Annotated in this window: 14 protein-coding genes and 1 pseudogene; 8 read left to right on the top strand and 7 right to left on the bottom strand. The window is 63.6% G+C overall.

The window, feature by feature from the left end; translation table 11 throughout:
* Positions 1–350 precede the first annotated feature (350 nt).
* Positions 351–1,541: a DUF3825 domain-containing protein gene (locus tag EV138_RS31880; protein ID WP_133983585.1), complete on the bottom strand. Its 1,191-nt coding sequence runs from the start codon at positions 1,539–1,541 to the stop codon at positions 351–353.
* A gap of 1,149 nt (positions 1,542–2,690) precedes the next feature.
* On the opposite strand from EV138_RS31880, the gene EV138_RS31885 reads away from it, so the two are divergent.
* The 7 genes from EV138_RS31885 (at position 2,691) to EV138_RS31915 (ending at position 14,919) form a co-directional block, all read left to right on the top strand.
* Positions 2,691–3,710 (top strand): hypothetical protein, encoded by a 1,020-nt coding sequence (locus EV138_RS31885; protein ID WP_166678829.1) that lies wholly within the window; start codon positions 2,691–2,693, stop codon positions 3,708–3,710.
* A gap of 987 nt (positions 3,711–4,697) precedes the next feature.
* Positions 4,698–4,829 carry a hypothetical protein gene (locus EV138_RS38435; protein WP_255513774.1) on the top strand — a complete coding sequence of 44 codons (132 nt, stop codon included), beginning with the start codon at positions 4,698–4,700 and terminating at the stop codon, positions 4,827–4,829.
* A gap of 367 nt (positions 4,830–5,196) precedes the next feature.
* Positions 5,197–6,081: a phytanoyl-CoA dioxygenase family protein gene (locus tag EV138_RS31895; protein WP_133983587.1), complete on the top strand. Its 885-nt coding sequence runs from the start codon at positions 5,197–5,199 to the stop codon at positions 6,079–6,081.
* Positions 6,082–6,392: 311 nt separating this feature from the next.
* Complete coding sequence (locus EV138_RS31900; RefSeq protein WP_166678830.1) at positions 6,393–9,413, top strand: non-ribosomal peptide synthetase; 3,021 nt, start codon at positions 6,393–6,395, stop codon at positions 9,411–9,413.
* Entirely contained in the window at positions 9,413–10,261 is an 849-nt protein-coding gene (locus EV138_RS31905; RefSeq protein ID WP_133983589.1) for a phytanoyl-CoA dioxygenase family protein, read from the top strand. The genes EV138_RS31900 and EV138_RS31905 overlap by 1 nt, the downstream gene beginning before the upstream one ends.
* Before the next feature lie 19 nt (positions 10,262–10,280).
* Positions 10,281–14,000: an AMP-binding protein gene (locus EV138_RS31910; RefSeq protein WP_255513788.1), complete on the top strand. Its 3,720-nt coding sequence runs from the start codon at positions 10,281–10,283 to the stop codon at positions 13,998–14,000.
* Positions 13,951–14,919, top strand: coding sequence for a pyridoxal-phosphate dependent enzyme (locus tag EV138_RS31915; protein WP_133983591.1), 969 nt, complete (start codon positions 13,951–13,953; stop codon positions 14,917–14,919). The genes EV138_RS31910 and EV138_RS31915 overlap by 50 nt, the downstream gene beginning before the upstream one ends.
* A 197-nt stretch (positions 14,920–15,116) precedes the next feature.
* On the opposite strand, the gene EV138_RS31920 is transcribed toward EV138_RS31915, so the two are convergent.
* On the bottom strand, positions 15,117–15,431 hold the full coding sequence (locus EV138_RS31920; protein ID WP_166678832.1) for an integrase core domain-containing protein: 315 nt from the start codon (positions 15,429–15,431) through the stop codon (positions 15,117–15,119).
* A 43-nt stretch (positions 15,432–15,474) separates the two neighbouring features.
* Here EV138_RS31920 and EV138_RS31925 point away from each other — a divergent pair.
* Positions 15,475–16,855, top strand: a pseudogene (locus EV138_RS31925) (IS30 family transposase).
* Here EV138_RS31925 and EV138_RS38640 read toward each other — a convergent pair.
* From EV138_RS38640 to EV138_RS31950, 5 genes are all read right to left on the bottom strand, one after another.
* Positions 16,803–17,009, bottom strand: a complete 207-nt coding sequence (locus EV138_RS38640) for a DDE-type integrase/transposase/recombinase (protein ID WP_369410853.1) — start codon at positions 17,007–17,009, stop codon at positions 16,803–16,805. The pseudogene EV138_RS31925 and the gene EV138_RS38640 overlap by 53 nt on opposite strands.
* Positions 17,010–17,018: 9 nt before the next feature.
* The gene (locus tag EV138_RS31935; protein ID WP_133983593.1) at positions 17,019–17,414 is read right to left on the bottom strand and encodes an IS3 family transposase; all 396 of its coding nucleotides are present in this window, start codon (positions 17,412–17,414) and stop codon (positions 17,019–17,021) included.
* Between the two features lie 56 nt (positions 17,415–17,470).
* Positions 17,471–17,782: a transposase gene (locus tag EV138_RS31940; RefSeq protein ID WP_166678833.1), complete on the bottom strand. Its 312-nt coding sequence runs from the start codon at positions 17,780–17,782 to the stop codon at positions 17,471–17,473.
* A gap of 446 nt (positions 17,783–18,228) precedes the next feature.
* Complete coding sequence (locus EV138_RS31945; protein ID WP_133983595.1) at positions 18,229–19,344, bottom strand: hypothetical protein; 1,116 nt, start codon at positions 19,342–19,344, stop codon at positions 18,229–18,231.
* Positions 19,345–19,505: 161 nt separating this feature from the next.
* Entirely contained in the window at positions 19,506–20,813 is a 1,308-nt protein-coding gene (locus EV138_RS31950) for a hypothetical protein (RefSeq protein ID WP_133983596.1), read from the bottom strand.
* Between the last annotated feature and the right edge of the window lie 23 nt (positions 20,814–20,836).

A 20,836-nucleotide genomic window follows, 5' to 3' on the forward strand; every position in this document is an offset into this window, starting at 1 on the left:
GGCTGAACGAGAAGAACGCCACGCTGCGTCCGCCAGGCTCCGGGCACCGAGCGGGCGCACTTCGGGCGGGATGACCGGTACCGGAAACTCGATGTACTCCGGTACCGCCGCGCTCGCGATGTACCCGTCCCAGCGGCGTACACGGCAGTGGAGCCACCGACGTAGTGAGGTGATCGAGGGTGTTCCCTCGCAAACCGATGGTTGACTTGCCGGTCCGCCTTTCGCCGATCAAGTTGGACGCGCATCCCGCCAGTTTGGCGAGATGGCGCAGACTCTCCTCGAGCGCGGCTCGCAGATCGAGGCGGCCGGACGACCTGCTTGGCTTCCTCCCGGCGCGGTGGGTCATGCGGTTACGGCTGCAGCCAATCGCGGTCGGGCCGCGCAAGGAGCCTCGCATTCTTGATCGCCATATGCAGCGGTAGCACGGTCTCGCCGACATACTCATTTCCTACTCTCCGCACGACTAGGGCGAGTTGAGCCATGCCGGATGCGTCGATGCTGAGTGGCAGCAGAAGTTGGACTTCGCTTCGGTGGAACTGTGGCACCGCGGTCTTGTAGTTTCGAGCGACCCGTTGTTTGGCTGTCTCTACCGCGGCCATAGTCGCGGCCCGAGCGAGCGCTGGATTGTCTCGAAAACCCTCGGGATAGCGGTGGATGTTGTCCTCGACGAAGTGGTCCCAATCCAAGATCAGTGGTCGACGAACATCGTAGAAGAGGATCGCCGGATCCTCCCAGTACTGGGCGAGCCGAGGGCGTTCGTCGAATACGCCGGAGAGACGGTTGTCGCTCGCCTTCGTCCAGTCCACGAAATGCCAGTCATGAGCCGCATCTCGGGACTCGGCAAAGAAGCCATAGATCTCTTCTTGGTTCGTAGTCACAAGCCCTGTGTTGAACGCAGCTACCCGCGTGCTGTCCGCATCTGCGCCTTCCGGAATCTGTCCTTGCTCTTCAACCCGCGCGAAGGTGTAGCGGATGTAGCTCTCCAGGATTGGAAGGCGACCAGGAGTTGCATGCGAGTCCTCTGCCTCGAGCGTCCAGTCCTCGGGCTCGCAGATGTCGGCGAGGCGTTGGTACGCCTCCACCGGGACATACGCGAAGCGGTCCCACGGGTGTCGAGCGTCGAGCCGCTTGACAAAGATCGCTTGGTCTCCGCGGTCGGTTGACTTGCGAAAGAATTCGACAGACTCGCCGACCAGCAGCTCCGCTTTGCCAGACGAGCCCAGGATGTTGCTGTAGTGAACGAAGACCTCGTCGCCAGGGCCGCCATCCTTGATCATGCCGTACCCACGGGAGAAGTCGAACGACACGACTGTTCCACTCCGCCGCTGCGGTGGCCGTTGCACGGCGGTCACCTGAAGGCCCCGTTCGCCCTCGGCGAACTCTACAAGGACCGGTTCTCCGGAGACGAGCGTCCGGTACCCCTCCCCGGGAAGTGCGGTGCGGTGAACGTAGGCGTCACCTAGCCCGGGGATCTCGACGAAGCCGAAGTTCTTATGATCATCGAAGAACTTGACTGCTGCTGCCCGTCCCGTGGGCTTCATGGCGCCTCCCGCAGTGTGATGGGCCTTTGGTTCGCATGCTAGCGGTGGGATCGGACGACTACGAGAAGATGGCAACGTGCAGTTCCTGGACGCAGTTGTTCTGGCAAGTCTGCCGTGCCGCTGACACCCACCCTGTGTCAGGTAGCTCTGGTAACTGGTGTTGCCGGGTGGGGAGGGTCAGTTGCTGCTCGGTGCAGACCTCCGATGGACCAAGTCGGTGGCCTCTTGAGAGCAGGATGACTGTCTTGAAACTCTCTCGGCGTGTGGCGGAGTTGCGGGATCGCGGTGTGGCTGCATTGGTCGATCTGCGCGCTGGCCTTCATATAGACCTAGACGCCCACTCGCCGTCGCCTTAGCAACAGTCAGTGGTGGTCGATGTCGATCTGATCAACCTGTTCTTCGGCTATGACACCGACGAGGACGAGTCACCTCGATAGCAGGTCCCGAACGGATATCGGGATTCTTTAGTCGAGTAGGTCCTGCCCCATGCTGCTGCCGTGGTCCCGAACAACGACTTCGATGATGCCCGCGCACGGCCGCAGCAGTTCTGGAGGGCAACTCGGTTAGGAATCGTTGCCTGCTGGGTACTGGAAGGGAGCACTTCAACGGCGCACGAAGGCTCAGAGTTGATGGGTCCGGTAGGCGAGGCTCTATGGAGACTGAAACGGCGCCGAGTTTGCGGAGTGTCTGCAGGGTGAGCGACTGACGAACTCCTTGACGTCGTCGAGTCGAAGCAGATGAGCCTGCTGGGTGTCGGCCTGGTGGTCATCGAACTCTGGTTATGGCAGCGATAGCGTGTTTCGGTAAGGCGTACATGCTCGCGGTTGAGGCGAGTGACGCCTTCGGCCAGGTTCGTGCTTTGGTGCCGAAGGGACACATCCTTCGGCGGGGTGGTGCTGCCGGGGAAATGCTGGGCGCCTTTGACGAGTGTGAGCGGCGTGCGCGTGAGCTTGGGGACCGGGTCTACATCGCGAATGTTCTTGTCGGTCGTGGTGAGGCGCTTGGCCTTCTGGGGTTGGCCGACGAGGCGATCGCCGTGCTGCGGAGGCGGTGGACAGGTTTCAGGCGTTGGGGTCAGATGTCGGTACGGCGTCGGCGGCGTTGCCTTTGTCGGATGTGTGTCGGTTGTCTGGCCGGACAGATGACCAGATGCCGGTCCTACAGCTGGTGGTCGAGGCTTCCGCGAGGTCGGGGCAGGTTCAGGAGGCAGTTGACTTGGCGGATGTGCTTGCTGAGCTTCACCTGTCGCGAGGTGAGTTCGAAGAGGCGCGTCGGATCTGTCGTATCGCGATCGAGCGGGCACAAGAGGCGCGACACTTTCGCGCGGTCCCGCACTTGCAGATGACGTTGGGGCACTCCGAGCGCCATTCGGGCGATCCTGCGGCTGCCGTGAAGCAGTTCGCTGCGGCGCTGGAGTACTTCGTCGATCGTGAGGACGATCAGGCCACAGTTTCCTACATCGTGGGTGACTTGGCGCTTTGCGCGGAGGATCTTGGCGAGCTTTCTGATGCGGTAAAGTTGCGGCTGTTGTCGGTGTCGGCGATCGAGGAGGCGCGAGCGCGCCAGAGCAGGCCCCGTTTCCAGGAGGAATATCGGCGGCGCTTTGCTCAGGTGTATCGGGGTGCATTGCGGACCGTGGTTCTTGCTGGAGACTCAGCGGGTTTCGTGGCTGTGTTCGAAGGGCTGTGGGGGCGCCGGCTGGCTGGGCTGTCCCGCCAGGAGCTCAACGCAGGGACGGACCCGGCGCTGATCGCCCAACTGCTCGCTCGCGCCGAGCGAGCGCGCTGGCGTCGCGGCGAGGACAACGATGAGCAGACGGGGGTCGAGCGGTTCCGCCGGGTGCTCGGCGGCGCGGCGTTGAACGCGGCTTTACCTGAGATGTTCGACGATTCCATCGGGCCGGAGTTGGCCGCTGTCTATAGTCCCTTCGAGCCCGAAGAGGTTGCGGGTCTACTCGATCGATGGCCGGACGACGCGGCCTTGTTAATGCTGGCGCCGATCCCGGGCGTCGAGGTGAGATCGGCTGGCTGGAGATGCCTCCCGCCGGTGATCCAGAGCTTGGTACGACGCAGTTGTCCGAGGCTGCTTCAGAGGTGCTCGAAGCGAGGTCAGCGACCAGGTCGCGGCGGACCTAGTTCCGTTTGCGGACCTAGTGCCGAATTCGACTAAAAACTTGGAGGCTGGGATCAAGCTTCAGATTGGTCCCCTCGAATCGTTGTGGTCTCTTCCATGGCCAGCGGTTCCCGCCGGAGCGGACGCGTTGATCGGAGAGCACTTCGCGCTGCATCTCTCGCCGTCGTTGACGACCGCGGACGTAGTGCGAAGGCGTCAGGCAGACAGGGCGGCTGAGCCGTCGTTGCAGTCCTAGATCGGGCCGGGAGTAGAACATCACAAGTGGACAGCCTCAGGGGTCGCACGGACACAGCGAAATCACCCGAAGAGGCGCTTGAGGCCATCACTCGCGCCGGTGCCGACATCGGTGGTCGTGGTCGCACGCGGCCGACCTGCAGCCGCCGTCGGGCACTCATCGAACTGGGCGATGAGGTACTCCTAACGCCCGCAGACCTGTTCAAGGCGAAGACGCCGCGACGATTGGCGCTGATAGCTTGCTGGGGCGCCCAGGCTCCGGGCGGCGGTACCGGCGATCCGCTGACCCTGGCGACGTTGGCCATGGTGCGTACGTCGGAAACGGTGGCCGCTACTGTTAGCGAGCTGGGCGACGATCCGTGTCCCGTGGATTCGTCGGCGAGATTTTCGACAGCTCTGGGTCCGTGGGGGCCGCCTAAATCCGCCTGGCTGAGCTTGCCTCTCAGCGGTCTTCCAATGCCTAGTCACCGTTCCGATTGTTGATCTCGTACTCGGAGCTTCCTGGTGTATCCCTTCTCCGGGCCATCCTCGCGCCGCCGGCATTGTGAGCTCCCCTCCCGCATGTAGGGCAGTCGGTTGCTGGCGATCGCTTGGATGTCGACTTCCGGGCGAGAAGTTCACCAACGAAGGGCTGACCCCCGATGCGGATGTACAGCGGCTGCTGTCGATCAGGGGAATGAAGCCGCTCGGGTTCTCGCTCGCCGAGATGGCTGACGTTCTCAGCCTGCTCGAAGATCGCTGCAGACTCAACCCTGGTCAACCGAGGTGCGGGTGCTGGAGCGGCTCCCTATGTACCGAGAGGCCGCTGGCCAGTGCATGGGCGCGCTGCCCGAGCGGTTCGACGTCGCAGCCGGCTTTGCCGAGAACCTGCAGGAGCACCTGGACCTGCACTCCTCGAAGCGGATCCACGCCCAGCAATAGTCGCGGTTGGCCGATGGGCGCCGCGATCAGCTCGAGGACTCGTGCGCCGCGTCAGAGCGCCAAGCGCTTGCCGCGGGCAACGTCAGCTGTGCAAGACAGCTGGCAACTGAATTCATTGAAGCTGTTTTGAGGGATCGGCCAGGCAGAGGATGACCATTTGTCTTCGCTATGTTGCGGTCAATTCTTTTGAATCAAGCGTTTGGAGATGCAGAGATCGCCCTAGTCTGTAACGGCGACTGCCTTCCAGGCGATAGGGGGAGTGTCTGAGCCGCCGCATGACCGGCTTAGGGCAACTGGGAGCTACGCGGGGAGGCGTAATCCGAGTGGGGTCCGGCGACAACTTGGGCAGGAACCGGGGGAACGTGCAATGGAAGAGACCACTTCGTTGGTCGAGCGCTATCGCGAGGACGGCTTTGTCGTTGTCGACGGACTTCTCCCACAGGCGATCGTCGATCAGGCGCGGCATGGCGTTTCCCGCCATCACGCGGGCGAACGGGACGTTGAGCTGCCAAATGGGCTGGGGTATCTCGACTGGCGGCCGGGCGATCCTCCAGGCATCCGAGTCAATGACTATGTGTCGCTGCAGAACGAAGACGTTCACACATTGGTCGCCTTTCCACAGTTGGCGGCGATGGCCGCCGTGTTGAGCGAGTCACCCAACATCCGCCTCTTTCATGACCAGATCATCTACAAAGATCCTGCTGTCGCGATTCATAGCGCCGAGGTCACTGAGATCGGATTTCACACCGATCGCGCCTACTGGCAGACATGCAGCTCAGATCAGATGCTCACCGCCTGGGTGCCACTAACCCCGTGCTCAGAAGAGACAGGCGCGCTGTCGTTCGTTCGAGGCAGTCACCGTTGGCCAGGCAATGACAACCTCGCGAACTTCTTCGCGCCGGCTCACGGCGCCGCACTCCGAGAGGTCATCGCCCCCTCGGGAGTTGTGCCCGAGGTTGTGACCCTCGAACTGGAGCCGGGGCAGGTAAGTTTCCACCATTGTCGGACCATCCACGGCAGCGCCCCGAACCGCTCGCAAGCAGCCCGGTGCGCAATCACGGTGCACTTCCAGGACGCCGCGAACGACTACGTCTTGCCTCCTCCCGGCAGGCACTCGGTGCACGTGAACGACCTCTTGTCCCGGAAGCGACTCGATGGAACGCCGGACTACGCCGATACTTTCGTGTCGCCGATCCTCTTCGAGGGAACGGCTGCGGAGGCTGTTCAGTTGATCGGTCTGGACTCCGCATGAGTTTCTCAAGATCGGACGAGCCTCAGCTTGGAACCGTCCTGCGATGCGCGCGGGCAGTCGCTGCAACTCCTCCGTTCTTCACTCGGCGCTCGAAGGTGCCTTGGCCGGGCAACGGCAGCCTCAGCGCGCCGGGTGCAGTGTCAGGGGCCGAAGAGATGCTGGTCGCCGCGTGCCTGGGCGTGCTTGCGCGGGGGCACGGCGGAGCCCAGGGTGAGGCACCGATTTTGCGGGTGGGCTTGTTGAGGGCTTCACAAGTGGGCCCTTCCGTCGTGCCGGTGGTGGTCGACGCTCCCGCGGGTGACCTGACATGTGTGGAGTGGCTCGCCCACGTGCGGGGCGCGATCGCTGAGGCTGACGAAGTATTCGCCGGCTTTGCGCCGGAGGACGTTGAGCTATTGCTGGGACAGGAGTCCGACGGAGGTCGGAGACGGCTCTTCTCCGTCTTGGTCGCACCGCGAGAGATCGAGCTTGTCGGGCGAACGTTCGGCAACGATCTGACGGTAGGTATCGGGCCAGGTGGGCTCCACGTCGTGTTCGATGAACGACTGTTTGACCCAGAGATTCTTCGGGCATGGATGGAAGACACCACGACACTGATGGACGCTCTTCAACATGGTCGGGGGGTAGTGAACGAGATCCTGGCTGCTGCCACAGCCGACCGGGCAGGAAGGGACCAAGCGCGTACAGTCGCCCTTTACGCTGCACCGAGTGTCGCGACGTCGATCATGAGCGCTGCCGCTCACTGGCCCGATGCGCCCGCAGTCGTTACTGCCAATTGCTCGGTCAGCTACGAGCAGCTGAGACAGCGATATCTGGCAGTCGCGCAGGCCCTTCAGGCTGAGGGCGTCGTGTCCGGCGACGCCGTAGGAATTCTTGTCACCGCCGGGCCTTCCTTCGTCGCTGGACTGTTGGGAACGATCCACCTGGGAGCAGTCCCTGTCCCTTTGGATGCTCAGAGCCCAGCTCCAAGACTGGCGCTAGCAGCCGGTGTCGCCGGATTCGACATCCTTCTTGCAGACGATGCGAGGACGGCGAAAGCCCTCCAGGTATGCGCCTCCACGACCGGAAGTCCGCCGCGTGTTGTGGACGTCGATCGAGCTCAGGAGATGCCGGAGACTACGGACCCAAAACTGAGCGCACCTGCCGCTGTCGAACCTGATGCACCTGGATACATCCTGTTCACTTCCGGCAGCACCGGACGGCCGAAGGGAGTCGTCCAAACCAGACGAACCCTTGACTCCGTGGTTGATTGGCAGGTCCGCCGCTCCGGAGTGGCGACGCGCCCTCGCACGTTGCAACGCAGTGCACTCTCCTTCGACGTCGCCCTTCAAGAGATCTTGTCCACACTTGCCGACGGGGGCACATTGCTCGTGCCAGCTGATTGGCAACGCCAAGACCTCAGTCTCGTTGCCAGGCTGATCCACGAATGGCAGGTCGAGCGCCTGTTTATCCCCCCGTCGGGATTGCATGCGATGCTGGCCGCCGCAGATGCCTCGCTCCTGTCATCGCTGCGGGAAGTCATTTGTGCGGGTGAGCCGCTAATTATCACGGGCACGGTCCGACGCGTTTTTCGAGAGATCAATTCCGGCCTCGATAACCAGTACGGGCCCACCGAGACTCACGTCTGCACTGCCATGTCCGTCGGCGGCGATCCGTTCACTTGGCCGGACAACCCCTCGATCGGGACCCCGGTCCCCGGTGTCGGCGCGCGGGTGGTGGACACTCTCGGGCGCCACGTGACCCTAGGAACTCCCGGCGAGTTGGTGATCAGTGGGCAAACCGTCGCCCTTGGGTACCTTGACGCCCCTAGCCTGAAATTCGCTGACGAACCTCGGCACGATGGGAACGGCGCCGTACGTTCGTACCGGACCGGCGACTTCGTCAAGGAGCGCCCCGACGGCTCGTTCGAGTTCCTGAGTCGGCAAGACGAACAGCTCAAGGTCCGCGGCTATCGAGTCGAGCTCGGAGAGGTCGAGGCTGCTGCGCTTGCAACCGAGCTAGTAACCGACGCTGTGGCATTTGGTCTCGGCGATAGCTCCGCTGTCGAGCGTCTTGGCCTGGTCGTAGTGCCGTTTGAGCCCACCCCAGATTTCGACAAGGCGAGCCTGCTGGAGCAGATGGCACTGCGATTGCCTCCGTACATGATGCCGCGCCCCGCCGAAACGATGGTTCGCGAGGGCTTAGAACTCACGCCAACGGGCAAAGTCGACCGCCGCCAAGTCGCACAGTTGGGGGAGATGACATTCCGTGAGCGAAGCGCCAACGCGGGAAGTGGCGATGAACGGATCCGATCGCTGTGGCACCGATGCCTCGGAGTCGACGAATGTGACGAAGACGAGACGTTCGTGGCGCTCGGGGGAGACTCGCTCGCCGCCGTTGAGCTCACGGCGGCACTCCAAGATGCCGTCGGTGTAAACGTGTCACTTCGGCAACTCCTCGCTGGAATGACGCTACGCACCCTGCGATCGGTAGCTACAGGCGAACTGCGCTCGCCCGATACGTCCCAACAGCCAGGCGTCACTTCGTCCGACCGGAACGCCGTGCCTTCGACTGTTGACCTCCCGAAATTCGGCCGCATCGCTTGTGTCTCGCCAGCTGAGGCGAAACATCTCTACCTGGACGTCGTTGTGTCCAACAATTACGGCCGTTTCGGCATGCTCGACGGACCAATAGAAGTCGTCGTGGACGTCGGCGCGAACATCGGCCTCTTCGCCCTCAGTGTGCTCGACCGGCACCCCGAAGCACGCGTTATCGCCGTCGAGCCCCATCCCGCTTTCGCCCAGGCGTTGCGGGCGAACACTGCGGACCGAGTCTCCGTCGTCGAAGCCGCCGCCGCACAAACTCGTGGCGAAGCCCCACTTTTCATATACGACCAGATGCCAGCAATGTCGTCGCTGAATCCTGAGCCCGACTATGACCGGCAACTCATGGCATCGCTCATCGACAACCAGCTCAACAGAGTTGGCGCTGGCGTAGCAACCGCGCCGGCGATCGGCCTCGTCGGCGAGAACCCCGTCGCGCACCCAGTTCAGACGGTCCGCCTGTCGGACCTGCTGGCGGATCACAACTGCACGTCCGTGAGCCTGCTCAAGGTCGACGTGCAGCACGGTGAACTCGATGTGCTCTTGGGACTCGACGACGGAGACTGGACGCGCATAGAGCGCATCGTCGTAGAAGTGCAAGATCGCGACAAGCAGCTGGACGATCTACAGCAACTATTGAGCATGCATGGCTTCTCCACCTCCGTGCACTTCGACGCAATCCTGCACGCCGGTAGCCGCGTCCGATTCCTTTACGCCTGGGCGCCGAGCCAGCAAAAGTCGGCAGTCTGATGAGCGAGGCCACTCCACCCGCCGTCCTCGTAGGCGAAGCTGATGTCGCGTGGTTCGCAAAGCACGGCTGGTGGGTGTCACCTCGAGTCCTCACCGATCCCGAACTCGACGCGCTTGCCTACGGCGTTGATCGCTTCTACGCGCGGGATCTCGACGTTCAGCTCCCGGCGGTGCCACCGGGCGATTCAGACCCCGGTCAGCCCGATTCACAGACCCTTCAGAACGACTATGTCAGCCTTCAGGTGGACGAGATCAGAAACTTCGTGATGTCGCCGATGCTCGGATCGATCGCCGGCATACTGGGCAGCCACACCGGTCTGCGCCTCTTTCACGATCAGTTGATCTCGAAGGCGCCCGGCCCAGCACTTGTCGGCTGGCACACCGACAGAAGCTATTGGCTCACCTGCTCATCGCAGGACATGCTCACAATCTGGGTGCCACTCCAAGACGTAGACGAGAGCAACGGTGGCTTGCAGGTCGTCGACAGCAGCCACGCCTTAGACCTCGATCACAACACTCTGCGCGGATTTCACGCGACCTCCGCGGAGCGACAGATCACATCATGGCCGTCTTTCTCCGTCCGGACACTGCGGGTTAGGCGCGGTCAGGTGTCGGTCCATCATGCGCGAACTGTCCACGGCAGCGGACCGAACACGACAAGACTGCCGAGAGTCGCGCTGGCGATACATTTGCAACCCGAACAGAACCACTACGTACCGCCTCCGGCCGGTGCGCCCACACTGCATTTCAACGACGTGCTCTGCCGCCGGGACGGCGTGGGGCACCCGGACTATCACGATCCATACGTGTGCCCGATCGTCTGGCCCCAGGAATCGGGGCGCCCGTGACCCGCTGGGTGACCGCATGATGCGCCCTTCAACTCATCAGATCAGGCTGCTCATCGCCCAGCAGATGACCCCGGACTCCTCGGCCCTGAACCACGCGGTCCTTCTTCGACCCCGAACCAGCGCAGCCGCCGATGCGCTACGTTCGGCAGTGCTGTCTATGGCAGCAGAGCGCGACAACCTGCGCTGTCGCTTCCGCCGGGGCGGGCCTGACGGATGGACTTCTGTTGATGGGCCACCGGCGGTGCCGCAGACAAACGTTGTTGCACTCATGGAGCAGGATCTCCGCCACCGAGCGCAGCTCGAGGTCGACCGACCCTTCGACTTGGCAAGAGAGCCTCCGCTACGCATCGCATGGTGGACTGGTCCGCGGGGGCCCCTCTGCCAACTGACCTTCCACCACGTGGCAACCGACGCACACACGCTCTTCCTCCTGCTCGAAGAACTCCGCGCCCGTTGTGCCGTCCCCGCAGGCGACCTGACGACCTCCCACGCCTATTACGAGATAGCGCAGAAGACAGCCCTGAGTCACGAGGACGGGCGACGGGACCAATTGCGCGAGTACGCCACGGACATTTCCAGCATTGATTTATCACCGATGTTCGGTCCGATTGGCCGCGGTTTCAGCCGAAGCACGTCGGATTCCTGGCACATACCTGACAGCGTCGCCACAGCAGCGCTTCGAACGGCCGCCGAAATCGGGAGCACCCCATTCGTCGTCTGGCTGACCGCCTGGACCAGGGCCCTGGCGCGGCTTATGGACCGATGGCAGTTCCCGATCGCTGTGCCTGTATCCACCCGAAGCAGTCGAGCGGAGATGAGCATCACCGGGTTCTTCGTCAACTCGGTGATCGTTCCGATCCGCCATCGACCCGACGAGTCGTTCGCCGGCGCAGCTTCCCGCATGCGCGAAGCCATGTTCGACGCGCTCGATCGCCGTCATCTACCTCTTCACGAGCTCGTCCGCGAGCTCGACCTCGACACCCGCGGTACTGCGAATCCTTTGATGGCGGTGTCGAGCCAACTCCTTGCCGCTCCGCTCGATCACATCGAACTGCCGGATTCGCGAGTCGAGGTTGACTATGTGGAGTCCCAAGAGTCTCGGTACCAGATCTCCTTCGAGGTCCGGGATCACGGGGGTGCCTACCAGGGCAGGCTGACGGCCGACACCCGCTATCTGGAACCGGCGAGGCTACGGACGCTGCAGCATCTGGTCGAGTGCGAACTCTCACCCCCAACGACCGCGACTGCACCCGCCGCCGTTGTAGATCTGCCGCACGAATCAGCCATACCCACCGAACCGAGGTCACTGCTCGAGCCACTCGCCGCATGGCGCCGTGCTGCACCTGACGCAACCGCGCTGGAGTGGCGCGACGGCCGGTGGTCTCGTCAAGAACTCGCGAACGCGATTTCCGATGCGAAAGACTTGATCACTCATTCGAACGCAGAACCAGGAGACGCCGTCGTCCTGGAACTCCCGCGCGGACCACAACTAGTGGCTGCGCTTCTCGGCGCGTTAGATGCCAACGTCGTACCAGTCATGGCCAGACCCCACGTCGACGCGGGTGCAGCGGATCAACTGGAGGATCAAGTCAACGCTGTGCTGACGCTCACGAGTGGACCGGAGGGGCTCGCCGCGAAGGGAAGACGCCCCAACGGGCTGGCCTCACGCAGACGGCCCATCGCCAAGGGAACCGCGTACGTGACATTCACCTCCGGTTCAACAGGCCGCCCCAAGGGCGTCCCGGCACCCTTGGGCGGAGTAGCGGCCTATCTCAGTTGGGTGGAGACCACAACCGGCCTATCCCCTTCCGATCGATGCCTCCAACTCGCAGCGCCGGGCTTTGACGCTCTCATTAGAGACACACTCGCGCCTTTACGATGCGGCGCTTCGCTGGTACTACTTCCCGACGAACATCGTCTCAATGGACCGGAACTGCGTAAAGCCGTGGTGGGAGGCGACATCACCGCAATCCTCGCCATGACCCCGCCTCAGCTGCGACGGCTTCTTGCCGCAACACACGCGGCCGGCCCGATCTCGAAGGTTCGGCTGCTTTGTGTTGCAGGCGAGCCGCTGTTTCGCGGCGATCTTGCAGGCGCAAGCCGGGCGCTACCGAATGGACGGGTCCTCAACCTCTATGGGCCGACCGAGACGACCATGACGGTCACATGCATGCCAGTTGGCGAAGAGACCACGGTGTATGAGCGCTTGCCGGTGGGAAAGCCCATTGCTGGGTCCGCGATCGCTATTCTGGATGCGCGTGGTGCGGAGGTGACTGCCGGCTGTACGGGTGAGGTCGTAGTCGCGGGACCGGGAGTGGCGACAGGCTACGTAGGTGCTGATCCCTCTGGAACAACCCCTTTCGCCTACCGACAGGTCGCTGGCCAGACCAGGTGGACGTACGCCACCGGCGACCTCGGCTACCAACTCGGCGATGATGCCGGCATTCGCCTAATCGGCCGCCTCGACCAGGAACGCAAGGTCAACGGCGAACGGGTGGACATCGAAGCAGTCGAAGCAGCCATCACAAGCCATCCAGAGGTCCTCGATGCCGCGGTACACGTCGACGACAGCAGCGGTTTCCCGGTGGTGTCGGCCATAGTCGCTTTCAACCGGGAACCGCTGTCGTACGAGCAGCTTCGTCAGTTCCTTACAGGCAAGGTGCCTGCGGCGGGATTGCCACGCCGTATGACCGTCGGGGCGGTGGCCCGCTTGCCCAATGGCAAGCTCGACCGCTCTGTGCGACCTCGGGCCAATGGCATCGACGTCACGCCAATGCCAGAGGTTGCGGCAGGGCACGACGAGGTGTCAGCCGCAGTCCAGAACTTGCTGGGAGCTGTACCGGCCGATCCGTCCTGCTCGCTGTTTCACCTCGGATTGGACTCCCTGCAAGCGATCGAGCTCCTTGAACGCTTGGGAGTGCTCACGGCCACTTCACAGGCCGCCACGCGCTTTTTCGAAGATCCGCGGATGGCGACCCTTGTCCAGCTTGTGGCCGAAGCGGCCGCCTCGAATAAGGCTGTGCCTCCGACGGCGGTGCGGCAGGAGAGAGGCGGCCCAGCGTGGCTCTCGGGTGCAGGCCGGGGAAGCATCCTGCCCTCGCTTGTCTGCTTTCCGCATGCCGGGGGGGACTCCCCGACATTCGCTCCACTTGCAATGGCTTTGGACGGCTTGGTGGACGTCGTAGTCATCCGACGGCCACCTCCGCTGGAGCGGACAGGAAGCATGAACGCCTGGCTGGACGCGCACGTGCACGAGACCGCTCAGTCGCTGACGGAGCTAGCCGGCCCCGTCATGCTCTGCGGGTATAGCCTCGGCTTCCCTCTCGCGTGCCTCGTCGCGCAGGTAATCAGCCACCAGTGGGACGCTGGTATCTCGAGACTCATCGGAATCAACCCTGGTGTGCCCGGCCTGAGGAGTGATCAAAGTCCGACTCGGTCTTCCAATACCACTGAGAAGGCGGAGCTTCCATCTCCAGCTCAGCGCGCCATGTCGGACCTCCTGCACGCCGATCTGTCGCTACGGGACGCCCAACCAGTGACTGCCGCTGAGTTGCCGCCCGTCTTGCTCTTCCAAACTCCGCGTGACCGGCGACGATTCGATGCAGCACCTGGCCTTCTGGCCCGTTTCGACAGCATCGAACGAGAACAGATACGCGGAGACCACATTGTGACCAGAGCGGAGATGTTCCGTGTCGGCCACGTTCTTCGAGAAAGAATTGCGCAGTGGCATGAGCAGTGACGTGGCCCTCGCCCTGGCGGCTGTACGTCGGCTCGCCGAGCCGACGCCTCTAACGCACTTGCCCCAGCTCGATCTGTGGATCAAGGACGAGCGGCACCTTCCAACTGGGTCGTTCAAGTTGCGAGGAGCAGCAGCATGGGTGTCAGGCACCAGCTCGATCGGCCAGGTTTTCACCGGCAGTTCCGGAAACCACGCAGCTGCCTTGGCCTGGGTTCTGTCTTCGACCCTTGGCTCGCGCCGGCTCACGGCGGTGGTGACGAAGCAGTCCGACCCCGCCAAGGTGCAAACCCTCGTTCGTGCAGGAGTGAGAATCGTGACGGTCGCCGGAAGTAACGAATCGCGCGATCGCATGGCCCGCCACCTGGCGTCCGAACACGAAGGACAATATTGCTCGTCTCACGACGACCCTCTGGTGATCGCAGGCCAGGCCACGGTTGCGGTCGAGATCCTTGACGCCATGCCAGACACGTCGACCGTGGTGGTGCCCGTGGGGGGCGGAGGCTTGTTTGCCGGCACGATCCAGACAGCTGCGGATCTTGGAGGCGTGCGGGTTGTGGGGGCAGAGCCATCCGGCGCCAACGCGATGGCTCTATCACTGGCGGCCAATCGCCTAGTGCGGCTTCCGGCCGCAGATACTCGTTGCGATGCGTTGAGGGCGAATGAGCCAGGTCTGCGGTGCTTCCAGATTGCCCGCGGCTCAGGGGCCAGCGTGGTCGTAGTGTCGGATCAGGAGGTGGAACACGCACAGGCCTTACTCCGAGGACTAATCGGCCACGTCGAGTTGTCCGCGGCGGCAGGCGTGGCCGCAGCCCTGAAGTCTCGTCTGGCGGGGGCCGTCTGCGTCGTGACAGGAGGTCCTCGACGCGTGAGCCGGACATTCAACGGAGCGAGCTCGTCGAGCACGGGAGACCGAGTGTGACTTCATCGGGCGTGTGATCGTGTGAAACATCTGCTATTGCAGGGCGCCATGATCTCCTCCATCGTCAACGCATGATGCGCTGCTGTCCTTCTCCTGGTAGGTCCACGTGCCATCGATCCGTCGGCCCTGGGCCTGGCTGATACACATCGAGGTTGGGGTTGACCCGGTCCGACGGACAAGGTTGATGTGAGGTTGGTTCACGCTATCTGTTGGTGGGTGGTGGCGTGGGTCGCTTCGAAAGTGGCGGGGCTGAGATAGCCGAGGGTGGAGTGGCGTCGGCGGGTGTTGTACCAGCCCTCGATGTAGTTGAAGAGCGCGCTGGTGACGGCCTTGTGGGTCGGCCAGGAGCGACGGTGGATCAGCTCGGTCTTGACGGTCGCGAAGAAGGATTCGGCGACCGCGTTGTCCCAGCATTGGCCTTTGCGGCCGACGGACAGGGTGACGCCGAGATCCCTTGCCAGGTTGGCGTAGTGGGCCGAGGTGTATTGGGCGGATTCAATTGGTCGTCGCAACACCTTGATCGTGGAGGTGTTGATGGGTAGGCCAGCAGGGTGGATGAAGGAGTTGACGGGAAGGGCGGCGATGAAGTCGCCGGGAGCGCCGTCGTTGCGGCGTGATGTGGAGCGGTTGTTCTGGCGTGAGATTCGCAAGGGGATGACCAGTGAGGAGTCGGCGGTCGCCGTTGGCGCGTCGCCGGCGGCTGGCAGCCGTTGGTTCCGGGAGCGTGGCGGCATGCCGACGTTCATGCTCGCCGCAGCCACGGGCCGCTACCTGTCGTTTGAGGAGCGGGAGGAGATCGCCCTGCTGAAAGCGCGGGGTGCTGGTGTCCGCGAGATCGCCCGCCGCCTTGGCCGTGACCCGTCGACCATCTCACGGGAGCTGCGCGCCGCAACGCCGCGACTCGAGGCGGGAAGCTCGACTATCGTGCGTCTGTTGCGCAGTGGAAAGCAGACCTGCTGGCGCTGCGCCCCAAAACGGCGAAGCTCGTCGCGGACGAGCGGTTGCGGGGAGTACGTGCAAGAGCGCCTGTCGGGCGAGGTTCGCCGCCCGGACCAGACACCGGTATCGGGGCCGGCGACGGCGCCGTGGAAGGGCCGGAACAAGCCGCGGCGTCAGGACCGGAGGTGGGCGACAGCGTGGAGCCCGGAGCAGATCTCGAACCGGCTGTTGATCGATTTCCCCGAGGACGTGTCCATGCGGATCTCGCACGAGGCGATCTACCAGGCGCTCTATGTCCAGAGCCGCGGTGCCCTGCACCGCGAACTGGTCGCTTGCCTGCGCACCGGACGCGCGTTGCGTGTCCCACGCTCTCGTGCCCGCCAACGCGCGAGCGGTCACGTCACCGAGGAAACGATGATCAGCGAACGACCCGCCGAGGTGGACGACCGCGCGGTTGCCGGACATTGGGAAGGCGACTTGATCATCGGCACCGGCCGGTCAGCGATCGGCACCCTCGTGGAACGCACCACGAGGTTCACGATGCTGATCCACCTGCCACGCATGGACGGCTACGGCATCGAACCACGGATCAAGAACGGCCCTGCCTTGGCCGGCTATGGCGCCCACGCGATGCGCGACGCGATCACCGCGCAGATGGCCACGATGCCCGAGCAGCTGCGTCGCTCGCTGACCTGGGACCGCGGCAAGGAGCTCGCCCAGCATGCGCAGCTGAAGATCGACACCGGCATCGCGGTCTACTTCGCCGACCCGCACAGCCCTTGGCAGCGGGGTACGAACGAGAACACCAATGGCCTGCTGCGGCAGTACTTTCCCAAAGGCACAGATCTCTCGCGCTGGAGCGCCGAAGACCTCCGGGCAGTCGCAGCAACCCTCAACAGCCGACCACGCAAGACACTCCAAATGGAAGACACCCACCGAAGCACTCAATGACCAGCTAGCCTCACTCCAACAAGCCGGTGTTGCAACGACCGTTTGAGTCCAAGTTGGCAGCCTCGGTCGGAGTGAAATATCACTCCGGGCGCGGGCCGGCGCCGATTCACCGCGTCGGTGAGGGCCTCGGCGACCAGGTCGGTGCGCAGATGGTCCGCGACTGCCCAGCCGACTACCCGGCGAGACGCGAGGTCGATCACGGTGGCCAGCTAGAGCCAGCCTTGCAAGGTCTGGATGTAGGTGATGTCGCCGCACCAGCGGCGGTCCAGCTGTCCGGGGTGGTCGGGGTCGATGGCGAAGTCGCGACTGATCAGATCGGGTCGTTGCGCGGCGTCCGGGTCAGGGATCGTGGTCTTCTTCCATCGCCTCGGGACCCGGCCGTGCCGGTCGGCGGCCTGCATCAGCCGCACGACCCGCTTACGGGAACACCGCTGCCCTTGCTCGAGTTGTTCGTGGTGGACCCGCGGCGAGCCGTAGGTCAGTTCCGATTCGTCGTGGATCGCGATGATCTTGCCGGTCAGCTCAACATCACGCTGCTCACGCGACGAGGGCCTGGCGACGCGGTCGGCGTAGTAGGCGGAAACGGGAGACCTGCAGCAACTCACACGCCCGTTTCACGTTGTGGTTGCCCTGCTTTCCGCCTCGATGAATGGGTAACAGTTCACCGGGTCTCCTTGGCGAAGAAAGCCGTTGCCCGCTTGAGGATTTCGACGTCTTCGCGCAGCCGACGGTTCTCGCGGCGCAACTGGGCGAGCTCGTCCTTCTCGCTCGTGGTCAGCCCGCCGTCGCCGGTGCCTGCGTCGCGCTCGGCCTGCTTCAGCCACTCGCGCACCGCGGTCTCGGTCAGATCGAAGTCCTTCGCGACCTGACCGACCGTCCGGTCGCCGCGCTGGCACAGCTCGACGATCTCGGCCTTGAACTCAGCAGTGAACGAACGACGAGGCCTTGGCTTCTTCTTGCCCATGGACTCCATGATGAACATCCTTCCGGAGCACAAGCTCCTGACCTCGGATGTCCGTCAAAACGGGTCAGTCCCAGGAGTCGGGGCGGTTCCCGTTGGTCGACTGGTCGATGCCACGCAGCGGCGTTCGTCACTTCACGACCTCGCCGATCGCCTCTAGTGTCAGAGTTGAGCTTGCTGCTGCGAGACCGGAAGGGATCGCGCCCGGCCTCGACGTGGTAGACGACGCGCTCGTTGACGGCATGACGCTCTAGCGAGCCGGGGCGCTTAACCTCTCTGCGACCGGCGGTGGCCTTCAGCGTGGTGATTTGCTCCGCCTCTGCACTGACCACGATCGACGGTCTCCGCGTCGCGAACAAATGCTGCCGCGTGCCGCGCAGCTCCGCAATCAGGGTACGAGATACTCCTTGGTCCACGGCGCGTGCAGCGCGTCCTCAGGCTGGTCGTATTGAGGCCGTCTAGCGACGTTTGCCCAAGCCGGGTGCGCCACCGCTGACGATCCGGATCCTTGGGATGACCATTTCGCGCTCACTCGATCTCTTGCTTACACGCTTCTTAGTAGCGCGTTTGGGCTTGCGCTTGACGCGAGTACGGGGCTTTCCGTTCGACCACGGTGTGCTCAATGGCTGCTTCATGAGCTCCCGCGCTGCCCCATCTGCAGACTCGCAACCAGTCAGCCAGACCATCGCCGCCCCCAGCCCCTCACGAAGGCCGGTTAGCGACTGCTCGTCGTGAGGGACGTCGAGGAAGTGTGATTTGATGCCTTCGACGCGCTCGAACGAGAATCCGGCAACGAGCTCATCGCCATCCTCTTCGGTCCAAAGCCACACCGGCACGGCTCTCGGGCGCAAATCTCGGGTCTCAATGTTTCTCAGTGCTTTCACGACTGGCAGCCACAAACAGGTGAGGCCAATTGGGGACATTGGAGCGTCGAAAGCCGTCGCGGTGGCGCCATCAGCCGGACTTAGGCTTGCATTTGCTTGCCAGATTCCGTGCTCGTCGGCCTCAAGCCAGATCCATACCGGCAACGTCGGCCACGCTTCGTCCTCAGATTGCGTGTTGTCGGAGGGATTCGCAGATAGGTCGTCGTCATCGATGGTGGGCTCTTGCATTTCTGAGTCGGTGGGCTGGTCATGCTGGGAGGATTCAATGGCCGCGACAGCGGCCTCCACCGTTGGTTTCCCGGTCAACTGCGTGAGCGCCGTAGCTACTGCCTTGCGGACAGCCGAGCGCCCTCGTGCTGAAGTGGGCATGACTAGTTGCCGTGGGGTCACATCGCTGTTTCGGTCCAAGGACGCCCATTCGACTTGGGTGTTGCCGCTTTGCTCTATCCACACCCAGGCGGGCACCCAACCGGGCTCATCTCCGGGTTGGAGGGGATGTGCAATCGATTCCCACCAGAGCAGCAGCAAGGATGAGGTGTATGGCAGGGATAGGCCGACGGGCTCCACACCGCGGGCGTATGAGAGCTCGAGGAACGGCACGACCGCTCCGTCAGGTCCGCCGCATTCTTCCAGCCACATCCACCCCGTGACGGCTGGCCAATCTGCTTCGACTAATTCATCGCTCACCATTTGGGGAGTTTAGGCACGATCGGTGAGGCCTGTCTGCCGATGGCGAAGGCGGGTTGCGCGGAGGGCGCTGCGGCTGAGGTCCGTGGAACCGGGTCAATCCCAGGGTGGGGGGCAGGCCGCGAAGGCTTCGTTCGATGCGGGCGGGGGCCGTGGTCTTGCGGTCAGGGCGTGTGAGCCGGAAGGACCAGGAGCGTCCCGTCGCTGTGCTTCTCGATTTCGATGACGACTTCTGCCGTCGGGGCTGCGGCTGCAACTCCCTCGCCAAGGGCTCTGAGTCGATAGGACGTCCCAAGGAGGCCGTCGACCTGGCCTCGAGTCATGACCTTGTCGATCCGGCCCTGCGGAGGCCGCAACTCAAGGGTCGAGAGTCGCAGGAGAACGTTGTCGACGCGTGTTTCCAACTCGTCGATCCGCTGGTGGTCGGCCCGAAGGCTTCGGACAAAGTTTTCAAACGGGTTGTCGGGGTCGCTCTGACCGGCTTCCACGCCTTGCAGGACGACTACGCGACGTTTCAGCGCGATGGCGAGGGCCGCCAGTTCGACATGGGTGCGGAATTCGCCTCCCTCTTTACTGATGCCGCGGAACGCAGCCTCCAGGTCGGGGACTTCGACGCGGTTGTTGACTATGGCACCAAGGGCGTCCTCCCACTTCTGCACCCGGCGGGCGGCCTTCTGTGTTGCCGTGCTGATCGCGTGGACAGCCGAGTCGAGGCCGAGTGAGGCTCCGACCTTTCCGCGATCCAGCAGCAGCGCAGTGGCCTTGTCGATCGCGTCGCGGCATCCGTCAAGCTCGCTGCGTTCCTGCTCCAACTTGTCGTCGTTCAGCTTCTCGAGCAAGTCGGCGATGTGCTCGATAGCTTTCTGGCGCTGCTGGTCGGCATACGCGCTCGCGGCGACCGCGATCGCCATCAGAACCAGAGGCGCGGCCACAGTGAACGCAGCTCCCGCAGCGATACCTCCGGCGGCGGTGCCGGCAGCCGGGGTGCCGGCGGCCGCCTTTTCGACGGGAACCAGGGTTGCCTTCGCGACCGCCACGTTGGTCGCGGCGTCAACCATGGTGCCGTACACCCCGTTCGCGATGGCTTTGGATGCCATCGGCTTGACGAGGCCCTTGCCGAGCTGCGCGGCAACCTTCGCCGGCACCAGCATGCGGTAAAGGACCTCACCGGACTCCGCGACCTGCGCGACCGCAGACACGTTCTTCGCATTCGCTGCCACCAGGCGCGAGAGCTCCTGCGCGAGAGGGCTGAGAGCGTCGAGCGGCAGGCCCGTCGCGCGGCTGCGCCTCTTCGGCAACGGATGGGCCTCGAGGGTCACTAGCGGGACCGATGAGAACGAGGCGAGCGCCGTGCGAAGTTCGGCCAAGCGTTCCGGGGTGAGCGCGCCTTCGTCGGCCACCGCCGGAATGCTGGAGGTCTCGGCTGTGGACAGTGTCCAAACGGGCACGGCCGGAGTGTCGCTGTTGCTCATGGATCTCCCTTGGTGAGGACCCA

The organism is Kribbella voronezhensis (assembly GCF_004365175.1).
Classification (GTDB): domain Bacteria; phylum Actinomycetota; class Actinomycetes; order Propionibacteriales; family Kribbellaceae; genus Kribbella; species Kribbella voronezhensis.